The following is a 13,176-nucleotide window of genomic DNA, read 5'->3' as shown; positions in this document are numbered from 1 at the left end:
AATCGCAAACAATCGGAGGGAGTGCGGAGACAGGAGGTGCGGCGGCGAGCCTGTCATGCCGCCCGGGCATCGCGCGCGGCCGCGCCACACGGTGCTTTGCGCGATTCCCGACCGTGCGAACGCGCTTTAGTCGAGAGGCGTGGCAACGAATTCCGGCAGCGTCTCAGCGCGCGCGGAAAGCGCGGCAATTGCCGGATATCGGGCGGGATCGGCGCAGCCAGGCAGCATGTACTGGTTGAAACGCCATGCAACGGCTGCGGTGATGTCGGCTTGCGTGATGCGGCCCGCGCACAGCCAGCCGTCGCGACCCGCAACGAGCTGGTCGAGCACGGCCCAGGCCGCGTGCATCTGGGCATTCACGCGCTCGAACCACGGCTCGTGCTGGCGCTCGGCGGGGCGCAATTGGCGCTCATAGACCTGCTGCACCGTTTTTTCCGTGGCCGCCAGCGCGAAACCGTTCACGCGCAGCGCGAAGGTCCGCTCCTGCGTCTCCTCCGGCATGAGCCGCCGCGCGGCGGGCACTTTGCGGTCCAGGTAGTCGAGGATCAGCGTCGAATCGATCAACTGGGTGCCGTCCTCGTCGATGAGGGTGGGCGCCTTCACGACGGGATTGATCTGAGCAAACTCGTCGTACTGCCGAAATACCGAAATGCTGCGATGCTCGAACTCCAGCCCAAGCACATGGAGCGAAATCGCGACGCGACGCACAAAGGGGGAGTCCATCATGCCGATCAACTGCATGGGTTCACCTCGCACAGGAAAAAGGGGATCGGGCGTCGATCTTGCAGGAAGCCCCGCCGCATTTCAAGACACGTTGACCACCGGGGTCGGCGTCACGGCGACGCGGCGCATTGCATTTCCACGTTTCCAGCGGGTGGAAAAACGGTGCCGCATGGCTGTTTTGCCGCGGCGCGTTGTGCAAAAACACACCGTGTCGATGTGCCACGTCCTGTCCGCCGCGCAACAGGACTACATTTGTTAGCAGACGTCGACTCTGACGCGTCGCGGCATTGTTGCGATGCAGCGCCCCGCCCTGCGTACGAGCGCTTTTTTACCGTCCCGCGCTGCTCAAGGCGCAGCGGCGCGCGAGGCGCAAGCGAAGGATGCCGAAGCATTACGCAGACCGCATGAAAGCGGGTTATTGCGCGCCACATGTGCTGCAGTGCATCGCCGGGAAACTCCTGGATTCGGACGCCGAACGACTGAGATAGTCTCAATGCACAAGGAGACGAAATCATGAGACAAGCATTCAATGTTGGTGTTGTCATCGTCCTCGCACTCCTCCTCGCAAATCGTGCCATGACACGTGTGCAGGCTCACGAGGCTGGCTCACTTACCTGTGCCCAGGGCTCCGCACTCGTCAAAGCGGAAGCACTCGTGCGCGGATTCGGCGAACGCGGCGCGAGCAGCCAGAGCGAAAACTTCCTCTCTTCCTGTCTCGTTTCGGGCCAGGGTCAAGTCGGCGACCTGATCGCCCACGACTGAGCGCCCTGCGCGCCGCGTGGTGCCATGCTCGCTCGCGGACCCACCGCCGGAGCGCGCTCATGACCAACCTGTTCAACGCCGTACACCATTCGGCTGAGCAGGGTTACACGCCCGCCGTCGCGGACCACTATTTCCGCGGCCGCCCCGATTACCCGCCCGAAGTCAACGCGTGGCCGCGCGACACACTCGGCCTTGGCCCCGGGCGCTGGCACAGGTAAATTCACGCCCGGCGCGCTGGAAACCGGCTCGCCGGTGGCCGCCATGCGGGCGAAGCTTGCCGCCGCGCTACTCGAAGTCGATATCCGCTCTGGGACGGCTCAGTCGCTCCCGCTCGACGACGCGATCGTCTGCGCGCAGGCGTTCCACTGCATCAAGCAACCCTAACCCGCCGAAGCGCATCGCTTTGGGTTGCCAATGCCCCGGGTTGGCGGCGAGAATGCTCGCGGACCACGGAGAATCTATGAAAGGTTACGTCCTGTTGTTTGGAGTTAGCATGCTGGCGGCGTGCACATCGGTGACTGCCGTCAATTCGAGACAGGATGGCCATCTCACCGTCACGAGCCGCGCGCGCTGGGATCTGGTTTCGTGGAACCACGTGCGCGCAGCCGGGCTCAGCGAAGCCGAAGACTACTGCGAAAAACAGAAGAAGCAGTTGCACACGGTCGAGATCCACAGCGAAGGCCTGCGCGGCGTGACGTCCCAGACAGTAGAGGTAATATTCGACTGCATCTGACGCGTTCCGCACAGTCTTCTCGCTCATCCGCGCCAACCGGGCGTTGCAGCGCGTTACCGCGCTGTTGTAGCCCAGATTGCTTAAGATAGCGCAATAGTTTGTTGTCGTTCACCCTGATACCCAAACCGCATGACCGCGCTAAACTGACGATACATTTTGTTACGTTTAGGGCCGAGTCATGTTGACCGCATTCTTCATCGCCTGCCCCTTTGGCATCGCGGCCTTGTTTGGATTCGCAAGGCTGATCAATCCTCTGACCGGGAAGATCGGTAATCGTTGAGTGCGCAAGCACCTTGTTGCTGCGCAGTGCCCGACTGATCCTCGCGCCGCCATTCTGCGCGGCTGCCCTGAGCTTTTTGCCGCCCTCTCCCGCTTTTCCCTTCGCCGTAACCAGGTCCCTTCGTGCGCCCGCACGGATTTAGCCGTGCAAATAAAAAACCCGCGAAGCGTTGAGCAATCGCGGGTTCTCGGAATCCAGCGGAATTCACTGGAACTACATCTGGTGCCGGGGACCGGACTCGAACCGGCAAGCCGTTAGGCGGCGGATTTTCGTCACACCACGTCTTTCGACGCCGCGCGTCCCAGCATGGACGCGCGTTCGTGCGCTGGACTATGCCTTCGCCGTCGCCAAGCGCCGCGTGTCTCACGCCGCGCTTAGCCTTAGGCGCCCCCCGTCTAGTCTCTACACCTTCCTGACCGCCGCTTTGCGCGGCAGCCGGCTTGGCTCGGCGTTGCCTCGGCGCCTCGCGCGCAACGCGCTTCAAGGCCCAGGGGGTTCGCCGAATTTGAGGGGTTCTGCACCGACCGTTTCCGGTCGGGCACTCAATCGTTTCTTAAGTCCGCTATGTTTACCAATTTCATCACCCCGGCAGGGCGGACGCGATTCTACCATTGCGCGGCGCGCGTCCCAAAGGCGCGACGGGGTACCGCATCCGTCATCTGCCGGTCATACGCGTTTTTCATAATCGGCCCCATCGAAAACGTTTACAAACGACGCCGGGGCCGCTCGCATGACGCCAACCATCAAGGATGTCGCCGCACACGCCGGATTCTCGATCGCCACGGTGTCGCGCGCGATCAATGCGCCTCACACCGTCAACCCCATCACGCTCGCGCGGGTGCGCGAAGCGATCGACGCGCTGAAGTTCCGCCCGAACCCGCTTGGCCGCCAGTTGCGCGGCGAACGCACGCGTCTCATCGGCGTGGTGCTGCCGACGCTCGCCAATCCGGTGTTCGCGGAGTGCCTGCAGGGCATCGACGAGCTCGCCGCCGCGCAGGGCTTTCGCCTCATGCTGATGACCACGCAGTACGACGCCGATCGCGAGCGTCATGCGATCGAGACGTTGCGCGCGCAACGTGTCGAGGGCCTGATCCTGACCGTCGCCGACGCCGACACCCACCCCCTGCTCGACGAACTCGACGCGGACGGTCCGCTCTACGTGCTGATGCACAACGACACGAAGCGCCGCCCTTCGGTGTCGGTGGACAACCACCAGGCCGCCTGCGACGGCGTGCGCATGCTCATCGCGCATGGCCATCGCCGCATTCTCATGCTGGCCGGCACGCTGGCCGCCTCCGACCGCGCGCGCCAGCGCCATGCCGGCTATGCCTTCGCGATGCAGCAGGCTGGCCTCACGCCCGCGCCGGCCCTCGAAATCGATTTCAACGCGCAAGACCTCGCGCCTTCGGTGCTCGCGCATCTGACGAGCGGGCCCGCGCGTCCCTCGGCCCTCTTCTGCAGTAACGACCTGCTGGCCATGGTCGTGATGCGCGGGCTGCGCCGCGCCCGCCTGCGCGTGCCGCAGGACATGTCGATTCTCGGCTTCGATGGCCTCGCGATGAGCGAACTGCTCGCGCCGCCGCTTGCAAGTATCGGCACGCCGAACCGCGACATCGGCCGCGAGGCGTGGCAATGCCTGATGGCCCGCATCGGCGGCCAGCACGCGGGGTTGCTCGCCAATACGCTGCCGCACACCTTGCGCGCGGGCGGCACCATCGCGGCGATCGCGCACGCGCCGCTCGGCGCGCGTGGGAGCGCGATCGATCGCAACCTCGAACTTGGCGGCGCGCGTTCGTGAGTCAGTGGCGCGTCTGAAAAACAAACCCAACAAGCCAAACAATCCGGGCCGTGCACGCACACGGCCCTCATCCACCAGAACGCTCTCGCAACCGACCTGGAGACCTGCCGTGACCAGCCGACTCGCCTTTGCCGGCCCGCTTTCGCTTGTACCCGTGCGCGCCGCCCTACGCGCGCTAGCCGCGCCCGTGCGGCGCTTAACCCGCTTGTCCCGTGCGCTGCCGCTCGCCGCGGGCGCCGCCGCCCTCGTAGCCGGTCTTGCCGCGCCGCTTACGGCGCAGGCCGATCAAACCGCAATCTGCTACAACTGCCCGCCCGAATGGGCCGACTGGGCGAGCCAGATTCAGGCGATCCGGAAAGAGACCGGCATTCGCGTGCCGTTCGACAACAAGAACTCCGGCCAATCCATCGCACAACTGATGGCCGAGCAGAAGAGCCCAGTCGCCGACGTTGTCTACCTCGGTGTGTCTTCGGCGTTCCAGGCGAAGGACAAGGGCGTGATCACGCCGTACAAGCCCGCGCACTGGAACGACATTCCCGCCGACCTCAAGGACCCGCAAGGCTACTGGTTCGCCATCCATTCGGGCACGCTCGGCTTCTTCGTCAACAAGGATGCGCTCGAAGGCAAGCCGGTGCCGCGTTCGTGGGCCGATCTCCTCAAGCCCGAGTACAAGGGCATGGTCGGCTACCTCGATCCGTCGAGCGCCTTCGTGGGTTATGCGGGCGCGGTGGCCGTGAATCTCGCGTTGGGCGGCACGCTCGACAACTTCCAGCCCGCCTTCGAATGGTTCAGCAAGCTCAAGGCCAACCAGCCGATCGTGCCGAAGCAGACCGCCTACGCGCGCGTGCTTTCGGGTGAGATTCCCATCCTGCTCGACTACGACTTCGACGCCTACCGCGCCAAGTACAAGGACCGCGCGAACGTCGAGTTCGTGATCCCAAAGGAAGGCACGATTTCGGTGCCCTACGTGATGAGCCTCGTGAAGAACGGCCCGCACGAAGCGAACGGCAAGAAGGTGCTCGACTTCGTACTCTCCGACGAAGGCCAGAAGCTCTGGGCCAACGCCTACCTGCGCCCGGTGCGCGCGAGCGCGCTCTCGCCGGAAGCGGCTTCGAAGTTCCTGCCCGCGAGCGATTACGCACGCGCAAAACCCGTGGACTTCGCAAAGATGGCGGCGCAGCAGCAGGCGTTTGGCGAGCGCTATCTGCAGATCATGCACTGATACCCAAGTCGGTCACTTCCATGCATGACCTCACTTTTCCGCTGCGCTGGCGTGTGGCGCTCATCGCGCCCGCCCTCGCGGTGTTCCTCGCGTTCTGGCTGCTGCCGATGATCGCGCTCGTGCAGGTGAGCGCCGACGGGCACTTCGTCGAGACGTATCGCGCACTGCTAACGAATGGCCGTTACATGAGGAGCCTTGGCGCGACCATCGCGCTCTCGGCCGCCGTGACGGCGGCAACACTCGTGATCTCGACGATCTGCGGCCTTCTGCTCGCACGGCGCACGTTCGCGGGGCGCCGCGCGCTCGTCGCGTTGCTCACGTTTCCGCTGGCATTTCCAGGCGTGGTGGTCGGCTTCATGGTCATCATGCTCGCCGGCCGCCAGGGCCTCATCGGCGCGCTTTCGCTACGGCTCACCGGCGAGCGCTGGGTGTTCGCGTACTCGATGGCGGGACTCTTCGCGGGCTATCTGTACTTCTCGATCCCGCGCGTGATCGTGACCGTGATGGCCTGTGCAAGCCAACTCGACGGCTCGCTCGAAGAGGCCGCGCGATCGCTTGGCGCGTCATCGTGGCGCGTGCTCTGCGACGTGATCCTGCCCGCGCTCGCGCCCGGCCTCGTTGCCGCAGGGGCGATCTGCTTCGCGACCGCGATGGGTGCGTTCGGCACGGCGTTCACGCTCGCCACCGACATCGACGTCCTGCCGATGACGATCTATACCGAGTTCACGCTCAACGCGAACATGGTGACGGCGGCGGGCCTCTCGATCGTGCTCGGTCTCGTTACGTGGGCGGTGCTCACGCTCGCGCGCAGCGTGACGGGCGCGGCCGTCGCGGCCACGGCATGAGCACGCTATGGTTTTCGAGGACTCCAGAATGATTTCGGCCGTCAATTGCGCCGCTTCCGCGGCGCAAGACATGCACGAAGCGCCCGACCAGCCGCCCGCCGCGCGGCGGCGCTTCGCGCTGCCCTCGGCGCGCGCATGGATTGCGTGCGCGCAATGGCTCGTCACGCTCGCCACCTGCGCGTTTCTCGTCGTGCCCGTGGCGATGTCGATCCTCGCGGGGCTCACCGTCAATTATTTTCGCGGCGTGGCCAGCGGCCTCACGCTGCGCTGGCTCGACCAGGTCTGGACGCAGTATCACGGGAGCGTCTTCCTCTCGCTCGAAGTGGCGGCCGCCACCCTCGTCATCACGCTCGTGACCGGCGTGCCCGCAGGCTATGCGCTCGCGCGCAGCCGCACGCGCCTTTCGCGTTTGATCGAGGAATTGCTCGTGCTGCCCGTGGCCCTGCCCGGCCTCGCTTCGGCGCTCGCCCTGCTCGTGGTGTACGGCGGCTTCAGCGCGTTTCGCATGAGCGCGGCGTTCATCGTGGTCGGCCACGTGGTGTTCACGCTGCCGTTCATGGTGCGGCCCGTGGCGGCCGTGTGCGCGTCGGCGGATCTGCGCACGCTCGAAGAAGGCGCGGCGAGCCTCGGCGCGAGCTTCTGGCAGCGCTTCAGGACCATCGTGGTGCCCAATGCGCGGCCCGGCATCGTGGCGGGCGCGCTCGCGGTGCTCACGCTTTCGATCGGCGAATTCAACCTCACGTGGATGTTGCACACGCCCGACACCAAAACGCTGCCAGTCGGCCTCGCGGACACCTACGCGTCGCTGCGCATCGAAGTGGGCAGCGCCTACACGATCCTCTTCTTCCTCATGACGATGCCGCTGCTCGTGGCGATGCAATGGCTCGGCGTGGACGTGCCTGGCTCCTCAGGAAAGCCATCTGGCAAGCAGCGCCTCGCAGGCCAGCAAAAGAACATCAAGGATGCCGAATGAAGCTCGAACCGATCCCGATTACGCTCACGCGCTGCGCAAAGACGTTTCGCGGCACGCGCGTGCTCGAACCGCTCGATCTCGCGATCGGTGCGGGCGAAACGCTCGTGCTGCTCGGCCCTTCGGGCTGCGGCAAGACCACCACGCTGCGCATGATCGCGGGTCTGGAAACGCCCGACGCCGGCGGCCACGTGGCTTTTGGCGACGAAGACGTGACCGCGCTGCCCATCGAGCAGCGCAAGGTCGGCATGGTGTTCCAGAACTACGCCCTCTTTCCGAACCTCGACGTGCGCGGCAACATCGGCTATGGCCTGAAGATCCAGCGCGTTCCCGCCGCCGACGCGCGCGCACGCGTAGACGAACTGCTCGCGATGATGAGTCTCGAAGCGCACGCGGCCAAGCCCATCAACCAGCTTTCGGGCGGCCAGCGCCAGCGCGTGGCGCTCGCACGCGCGCTCGCGCCGCGCCCGCGTGTATTGCTGCTGGACGAACCGCTTACCGCGCTCGATGCGCGCCTGCGCGACACCTTGCGCAGCGAGATGAACGTGCTCTTGCGCGAGCTGGGCGTGACGACGGTCTACGTCACGCACGATCAGGCTGAGGCGATGGAGCTGGGCGACCGCATCGTCGTGATGAGCGCGGGCCGCATCGAGCAGATCGGCACGCCGCGCGAGATCTACTTCCAGCCGGCGAGCCGAGCGGTCGCGCAGTTCGTCGGCACGCTCAACCGGATCGCCGGAGAATGGCAAGGCGGCATGCTGCGCACGAGCGGCGGCGCCGTACCGGCCGGCGCGTCCCAGACCACCGGAACCGCCGAACTGTATTTCCGCCCCGAAGACGCCACGCTCGCCGACCCTGTCGGCGCGCAACTACGCGGCGTGATCGAGCAGGCGACCTTTCTCGGCGAGCGCACGCGTCTCACGATCGGCGGCGCGGCGCCCGATGCCCTGCTCGTCGACGTGGCGGGCCGCGTCGAGCTGGCACGCGGCACGCCAGTCGGCATTTCGATCGCCCCTGAAGCGCTCATCGCGCTGGCGTAATTCTTACAAAATGAGGACTACCATGCTGCTCGCCCAGATCAGCGACCTACATATCAAGCCACCTGGCGCACTCGCCTATCGCCGCGTCGATACGGCCGCAAGCCTCGCACGCACCATCGCGCGGCTGAACGCGCTCACGCCGCGTCCCGACGCGGTGCTCATGACCGGCGACCTTGTCGACCACGGCTCGATCGAGGAATACCGGCACCTGAAAACGCTGCTCGATACGCTCGAAATTCCTTACTGGCTCTTGATCGGCAACCACGACGCGCGCGAGCCGCTGCGCGAGGTGTTTGCCGAACGGCCTGAACTGCGCGAAGGCGGCGAGTTCATCCAGTACGCCGTGGACCTCGGCGCGCTGCGCGTGATCGCGCTCGACTCCATGCAGCCGGGGCACAGCGCGGGCACGCTCTGCGAAGCGCGCCTCGCGTGGCTCGCGCAGCAGCTCGACGCGGCGCCCGGCAAGCCCGTGATCGTCGCGCTCCATCACCCGCCGTTCGACTGCGGCATCGGCCACATGGATGCGATTCGGCTCGACGACAGTGCCGCGCAGGCGCTCGAAGCGCTCGTAGCGCAGCATCCCAACGTCGAGCGCGTGCTGTGCGGTCACGTGCACCGGCCCATGTTCGTGCGCTTCGGCGGCACGATCGCCTCGGCCGTGCCCGCGCCGGCCCACCAGGTGACGCTCGACCTCGCGCCCGATGCGCCCTCCACCTTCACGCTGGAGCCGCCCGCCTTCGCGCTGCATCGCTACGATCCGCACGGCGGGATCGTCACGCATCATGGCTACGTGGAGACATTCGACGGCCCGTATCCGTTCTACGAGCCCTCGGGCGAGCTCATCGCCTGAATGCGCCACTGGCGGCGCATTCCCGCGCCGCCAGCGCGATTGCGCGCGCTCCGGTATGATCGGCACGCTCGAAGCCTGCCTTCCGTATCACTGCGCGCCGCCCGCATCCGCACATGTCCACACCTGATTCCGCAACCGCTGGCGAAAACCAGTCGCTGCGCGGCCTGTTGCTCCTGCTCGCGACCATCGCGGGCGTCACGGTCGCGAACATCTATTTCAACCAGCCGCTGCTCGACGATTTCCGCAAGAGCTTCCCGGCTGGCGCCGCGTGGATCGGCGCCGTGCCCGCAGGCACCCAGCTCGGCTACGCAGCCGGCATGCTGCTGCTCGCGCCGCTCGGCGACCGCTACGACCGCCGCCGCATCATCCTGTTGCAAACCGCCGGCTTGTGCGTCGCGCTGCTCGTCGCGGCCACTGCGCCATCGCTTGCCGTGCTGGTCGGCGCGAGCCTCGCGATCGGCATCCTCGCCACCATTGCGCAACAGGCCGTGCCGTTTTCCGCGGAGCTCGCGCCGCCCGAGGCGCGCGGCCACGCGGTGGGTACAGTCATGAGCGGCCTCTTGCTCGGTATCCTGCTCGCGCGTACGGCGGCCGGTTTCGTCGGACAGTACTTCGGCTGGCGCGCGGTGTTCGGGGCGTCGATCGTCGCGCTGCTCGTGCTCGCGCTCGTGATCGTGAAGAAGCTGCCGAAGAGTCAGCCGACCTCGAAGCTAGGCTACGGCAAGCTGCTGGGCTCGATGTGGCATCTCGTGCTGGAGCTGCCCGGACTGCGTGAAGCGTCGGCGATCGGCGCGTGCCTCTTCGCCGCGTTCAGCCTCTTCTGGCCCGTGCTCACGCTGCTGCTCGCGGGCGAGCCGTTCCATCTCGGGCCGCAGGCGGCGGGCCTGTTCGGCATCGTCGGCGCGGCGGGCGCGCTGGCTGCGCCGATGGCGGGCCGCTCCGCCGACAAGCGCGGGCCGCGCGCGGTCATCACGATGTCGATCGCATTGATGGCGCTCGCGTTCGTCATCTTCGCGTTTTCCGGCACGCGCCTGATCGGCCTCGTGATCGGCGTGATCGTGCTCGACGTGGGCGTACAGGCCGCGCAGATCTCGAACCAGTCGCGCATCTACGCGCTGCGCCCCGAGGCGCGCAGCCGCGTGAATACGGTGTTCATGGTCTGCTACTTCCTTGGCGGCGCGACCGGTTCTGCCGTAGGCGTGATCGCCTGGCATGCATTCGGCTGGATCGGCGTGTGCATGGCGGGCCTCGCATTCACGGCGCTCGCTGGCTGGATTCACCATGCAACGCGCCCGCGCATGGGCGCGGGCGCACGGACTCCTTCCTGAGGGCTAGCGGGAAGCGCTATTTACGCGCATACAGCAAGTCGGTCATATCGTCGGCATGCTCTTCCTCTGTCGCGAGGATTTGCTCGAAGATGCGCCGCGTGGTGGTGTCATCGTGACCGAGGTAATTGATGACCGCGCGATAGCTCTCGATTGCGATGCGCTCCGCGATCAGATTCTCGCGGATCATGTCCTTCAGGTCGGCCCCTTCCTTGTATTCCGAGTGCGAGCGCTCGAGCAGCGTCGCCGGCGAAAAGTCGGGCTCGCCGCCGAGTTGCACGATGCGGGCCGCGAGCATGTCGGCGTGCTGCTGCTCCTCGGTCGCGTGCTGGAGAAACTCGGCCGCCACCGACTCGGACTCGATCCCCTTCGCCATGAAATAGTGCCGCTTGTAACGCAGCACGCAAACGAGTTCCGTGGCGAGCGAATCGTTGAGCAGTTTGAGCACGGTCTGGCGATTCGCGGGGTAGTCCGGCGTGACCGACCCCTGGTCGAGATTTCGGCGCGCCTCATCGCGCACGCGCTTGAGATCGAACTCAAACGAAGCGTGTGTCTTCGACATCTGACTCTCCTTCGAACATGGCATGCATGAGTGGGTTGGGTTTTACAACGCGCGCGTCATCCGTGCATCACGCCTAGCAGCAGCGTGACCACGAAGACCACGAGGAAGATGTAGAACAGTATCTTGGCGATTTCGGCCGCACCCGCAGCGATTCCCGTGAAGCCGAACACGGCGGCAATGATCGCGATAATGAAAAACACGATGGCGTAGTGAAGCATGCCGTAGTCCTCCTTTTGGGCGGATGTGCTGCGCTATGTCGCGCCTGCATCAGTGCTAGCGCAAGCAGCGGACCCGGAGCGTGCACCCACGCAGGCACATTGCGGCATAAACGACCGGGCACGCGACATGCTGGAGAGTGGTCTCCTTTGACACCGTGGAGGACTTCCTCATGAAACGCCTGATTGCCCTCTTTCTTGTTACCGCTTCGTTGGCAGCGCTCTCGGCCTGCAACACGATGGCGGGTGCCGGCGAGGACGTTTCCGCAGGCGGCCACGCCCTCACGAACTCCGCGGAAAAGGCAAAGTAGTATCTGGCCGACGGTAAAGGAACGATGAAGTCGCGGCCGCTGCGCACCTCACATGCGCAGCGGCCGCGCGCGCAACGCCGCGCGATGACGCGAGGCGCGGCGCTGAGTCCGGATGAACTCAGGAAGTACGGTGGCGGTCGTCGAACAGGAACGACAAACCCACGCTGCCGAGAATCAGCACGGTCGCGACAATGGTGCCGCTCGTGACCGGCTCGCCGAGCAGAAGCGCGCCGAGCGCGACGGCAACAACGGGATTCACGTACATGCAGCTGCTCGCGACGAGCGGGCTGGTATGGCGGATCAGATAGCCATACGCGACATAGGCCGCCATCGTCCCGATGAAAAGCAGGTAGAGGAACGCCACGAGCGGCAGGAAATGCAGCTCGCCCATGCGTTCGCCGCTGATCCACGCGACCGCCGTCGAAATGGCGCCGCCGAGGCCGATCTGCAGCGCCGTCGCAATGAAGAGATCGGTAGGTAACGTGAGCTTCCCCGCCAGATGCGCGCCGATTGCCCAGAAGAGCGCGCCGCACAGAATCGCGAGACTGCCGCCCGCCGAGCCGGACGCGGCGCCGCCATGGCTCAGGATGCCGATGCCGACGAGGCCGAGCGCGACCGCGGCCCATTCGGCCTTCGCCACGCGCCGCCCGGTGATCGCCGAGATCACTGTCGCGAAGAGCGGCACTGTGGCGACCATCACGGCCGCCGTGCCGGTGCCCACGGTACGCATGCCGTAGGCGAGCATGCCGCTCGACAGGCCCACGAGCAGCGTGCCCACCACGCCGGCGTTGCGCACTTCGAGCAGCGTAGGCATGACGGGCCGCCGGCGCATCGCGAAGACGAACAGGCCGATCCCGGCAAGCAGATTGCGCAAGCCGGAGAGCAGGAGCGGCGGGAACGAATCGAGCGCCACCTTCACGCCGAGATACGTCGAGCCCCAGACGAAGTAGACGACGGCGAGCGAGAGCGCGACGCGCCCGGCGCGCGATTGCGGCAGACGCACGGCGCGCACGAAACGCCATAGCGCGGCCGCGGCCTGCTGGGCCCCTGCGAAAAAAGTTTGAGTACTCACGCGGGAAGGCAAACGGGGAGGCATCGTCATTTCGCCGCGGCACGTGAAAGGCCGGACCGCGGGCGCCCCGGCGGGAAAGCAGCGGGACGGGTGAAGCTCGACGGCATGGTGCAGATGCGCAAGAACGCGAAAAAGGACGGAGTACGAAGGACGCCCGGAACGGGCGAACCGCATTATGCAACAACGCCGGACGTTACGGAGGCTTTCAGGATGCTTTATGAAGCCAGGACGGCCGATTGTGTACCATATCGACGTGCGGCGACCGCTTCGCGCCAGATCTCTGAGGTCGTGCTAGCATGACACAACCTTTCGTTTAACTTTCATAAGCTCTATTTCATACACGCCGCCCGCCATGCTTTCGCTCGTTTCGCCCCCCGTATTCGCCTTGCCGCCGCGCAATTTGCGTGGTGCGCCGGCGCGCGCGCGCGCCGGCGCACCACGCAAATTGCGCGGCGGCAAGGCGAATAC

The 13,176-nt window shown here is 65.8% G+C and carries 17 protein-coding genes; 13 read left to right on the top strand and 4 right to left on the bottom strand.

The window, feature by feature from the left end; translation table 11 throughout:
• Nucleotides 1-126 precede the first annotated feature (126 nt).
• Entirely contained in the window at nucleotides 127-741 is a 615-nt protein-coding gene (locus M3I54_RS25880) for a glutathione S-transferase family protein (RefSeq protein ID WP_254341176.1), read from the bottom strand.
• Between M3I54_RS25880 and M3I54_RS25875 the strand changes: the two genes are divergently transcribed.
• The 12 genes from M3I54_RS25875 (at nucleotide 725) to M3I54_RS25820 (ending at nucleotide 10,551) form a co-directional block, all read left to right on the top strand.
• A complete protein-coding gene (locus tag M3I54_RS25875; RefSeq protein WP_254341175.1) occupies nucleotides 725-982 on the top strand; it encodes a hypothetical protein in 258 nt (85 codons plus the stop codon). The two genes, M3I54_RS25880 and M3I54_RS25875, sit on opposite strands and share 17 nt — an antisense overlap.
• 254 nt (nucleotides 983-1,236) lie before the next feature.
• Complete coding sequence (locus M3I54_RS25870; RefSeq protein WP_233881256.1) at nucleotides 1,237-1,485, top strand: hypothetical protein; 249 nt, start codon at nucleotides 1,237-1,239, stop codon at nucleotides 1,483-1,485.
• A 59-nt stretch (nucleotides 1,486-1,544) separates the two neighbouring features.
• A complete protein-coding gene (locus M3I54_RS25865; protein WP_254341172.1) occupies nucleotides 1,545-1,703 on the top strand; it encodes a hypothetical protein in 159 nt (52 codons plus the stop codon).
• Nucleotides 1,678-1,869, top strand: coding sequence for a class I SAM-dependent methyltransferase (locus M3I54_RS25860; protein ID WP_254341170.1), 192 nt, complete (start codon nucleotides 1,678-1,680; stop codon nucleotides 1,867-1,869). Before M3I54_RS25865 ends, M3I54_RS25860 begins: the two co-directional genes overlap by 26 nt.
• A 76-nt stretch (nucleotides 1,870-1,945) precedes the next feature.
• A complete protein-coding gene (locus M3I54_RS25855; RefSeq protein WP_254341168.1) occupies nucleotides 1,946-2,218 on the top strand; it encodes a hypothetical protein in 273 nt (90 codons plus the stop codon).
• A 1,010-nt stretch (nucleotides 2,219-3,228) separates the two neighbouring features.
• Nucleotides 3,229-4,296, top strand: coding sequence for a LacI family DNA-binding transcriptional regulator (locus M3I54_RS25850; RefSeq protein WP_254341166.1), 1,068 nt, complete (start codon nucleotides 3,229-3,231; stop codon nucleotides 4,294-4,296).
• Nucleotides 4,297-4,483: 187 nt separating this feature from the next.
• Nucleotides 4,484-5,518, top strand: a complete 1,035-nt coding sequence (locus M3I54_RS25845) for an ABC transporter substrate-binding protein (RefSeq protein ID WP_254341274.1) — start codon at nucleotides 4,484-4,486, stop codon at nucleotides 5,516-5,518.
• A 20-nt stretch (nucleotides 5,519-5,538) separates the two neighbouring features.
• Nucleotides 5,539-6,363, top strand: coding sequence for an ABC transporter permease (locus tag M3I54_RS25840; protein ID WP_133181524.1), 825 nt, complete (start codon nucleotides 5,539-5,541; stop codon nucleotides 6,361-6,363).
• Between the two features lie 70 nt (nucleotides 6,364-6,433).
• A complete protein-coding gene (locus M3I54_RS25835) occupies nucleotides 6,434-7,336 on the top strand; it encodes an ABC transporter permease (protein WP_254341272.1) in 903 nt (300 codons plus the stop codon).
• Nucleotides 7,333-8,373 (top strand): ABC transporter ATP-binding protein, encoded by a 1,041-nt coding sequence (locus M3I54_RS25830; RefSeq protein WP_254341164.1) that lies wholly within the window; start codon nucleotides 7,333-7,335, stop codon nucleotides 8,371-8,373. Before M3I54_RS25835 ends, M3I54_RS25830 begins: the two co-directional genes overlap by 4 nt.
• Before the next feature lie 22 nt (nucleotides 8,374-8,395).
• On the top strand, nucleotides 8,396-9,223 hold the full coding sequence (locus tag M3I54_RS25825) for a phosphodiesterase (RefSeq protein WP_254341162.1): 828 nt from the start codon (nucleotides 8,396-8,398) through the stop codon (nucleotides 9,221-9,223).
• A gap of 113 nt (nucleotides 9,224-9,336) precedes the next feature.
• Nucleotides 9,337-10,551 carry an MFS transporter gene (locus M3I54_RS25820; protein WP_254341160.1) on the top strand — a complete coding sequence of 405 codons (1,215 nt, stop codon included), beginning with the start codon at nucleotides 9,337-9,339 and terminating at the stop codon, nucleotides 10,549-10,551.
• 16 nt (nucleotides 10,552-10,567) lie between these two features.
• Here M3I54_RS25820 and M3I54_RS25815 read toward each other — a convergent pair whose 3' ends face one another.
• A complete protein-coding gene (locus M3I54_RS25815) occupies nucleotides 10,568-11,110 on the bottom strand; it encodes a bacterioferritin (protein WP_254341158.1) in 543 nt (180 codons plus the stop codon).
• Nucleotides 11,111-11,166: 56 nt separating this feature from the next.
• Entirely contained in the window at nucleotides 11,167-11,328 is a 162-nt protein-coding gene (locus M3I54_RS25810; RefSeq protein ID WP_158757523.1) for a DUF1328 family protein, read from the bottom strand.
• A gap of 170 nt (nucleotides 11,329-11,498) precedes the next feature.
• Between M3I54_RS25810 and M3I54_RS25805 the strand changes: the two genes are divergently transcribed.
• Nucleotides 11,499-11,636 (top strand): entericidin A/B family lipoprotein, encoded by a 138-nt coding sequence (locus tag M3I54_RS25805; protein ID WP_042264962.1) that lies wholly within the window; start codon nucleotides 11,499-11,501, stop codon nucleotides 11,634-11,636.
• A 118-nt stretch (nucleotides 11,637-11,754) separates the two neighbouring features.
• On the opposite strand, the gene M3I54_RS25800 is transcribed toward M3I54_RS25805, so the two are convergent.
• On the bottom strand, nucleotides 11,755-12,648 hold the full coding sequence (locus M3I54_RS25800; RefSeq protein ID WP_375542210.1) for an EamA family transporter: 894 nt from the start codon (nucleotides 12,646-12,648) through the stop codon (nucleotides 11,755-11,757).
• Between the last annotated feature and the right edge of the window lie 528 nt (nucleotides 12,649-13,176).

The sequence above is a fragment of the Paraburkholderia sp. CNPSo 3274 genome (assembly GCF_024206475.1).
Classification (GTDB): Bacteria; Pseudomonadota; Gammaproteobacteria; order Burkholderiales; family Burkholderiaceae; genus Paraburkholderia.
The sequence above is the reverse complement of the archived record's forward strand: the minus strand, read 5'-3'. Positions and strand labels throughout refer to the sequence as shown.

Excerpts from the sequence above, each read along its gene's own strand:
- M3I54_RS25875 (WP_254341175.1), top strand. The coding sequence starts at position 725 with ATGCCGATCAACTGCATGGGTTCACCTCGCACAGGAAAAAGGGGATCG.
- M3I54_RS25880 (WP_254341176.1), bottom strand. The coding sequence starts at position 741 with ATGCAGTTGATCGGCATGATGGACTCCCCCTTTGTGCGTCGCGTCGCG.
- M3I54_RS25870 (WP_233881256.1), top strand. The coding sequence starts at position 1,237 with ATGAGACAAGCATTCAATGTTGGTGTTGTCATCGTCCTCGCACTCCTC.
- M3I54_RS25865 (WP_254341172.1), top strand. The coding sequence starts at position 1,545 with ATGACCAACCTGTTCAACGCCGTACACCATTCGGCTGAGCAGGGTTAC.
- M3I54_RS25855 (WP_254341168.1), top strand. The coding sequence starts at position 1,946 with ATGAAAGGTTACGTCCTGTTGTTTGGAGTTAGCATGCTGGCGGCGTGC.
- M3I54_RS25850 (WP_254341166.1), top strand. The coding sequence starts at position 3,229 with ATGACGCCAACCATCAAGGATGTCGCCGCACACGCCGGATTCTCGATC.
- M3I54_RS25840 (WP_133181524.1), top strand. The coding sequence starts at position 5,539 with ATGCATGACCTCACTTTTCCGCTGCGCTGGCGTGTGGCGCTCATCGCG.
- M3I54_RS25835 (WP_254341272.1), top strand. The coding sequence starts at position 6,434 with ATGCACGAAGCGCCCGACCAGCCGCCCGCCGCGCGGCGGCGCTTCGCG.
- M3I54_RS25830 (WP_254341164.1), top strand. The coding sequence starts at position 7,333 with ATGAAGCTCGAACCGATCCCGATTACGCTCACGCGCTGCGCAAAGACG.
- M3I54_RS25825 (WP_254341162.1), top strand. The coding sequence starts at position 8,396 with ATGCTGCTCGCCCAGATCAGCGACCTACATATCAAGCCACCTGGCGCA.
- M3I54_RS25820 (WP_254341160.1), top strand. The coding sequence starts at position 9,337 with ATGTCCACACCTGATTCCGCAACCGCTGGCGAAAACCAGTCGCTGCGC.
- M3I54_RS25815 (WP_254341158.1), bottom strand. The coding sequence starts at position 11,110 with ATGTCGAAGACACACGCTTCGTTTGAGTTCGATCTCAAGCGCGTGCGC.
- M3I54_RS25810 (WP_158757523.1), bottom strand. The coding sequence starts at position 11,328 with ATGCTTCACTACGCCATCGTGTTTTTCATTATCGCGATCATTGCCGCC.
- M3I54_RS25805 (WP_042264962.1), top strand. The coding sequence starts at position 11,499 with ATGAAACGCCTGATTGCCCTCTTTCTTGTTACCGCTTCGTTGGCAGCG.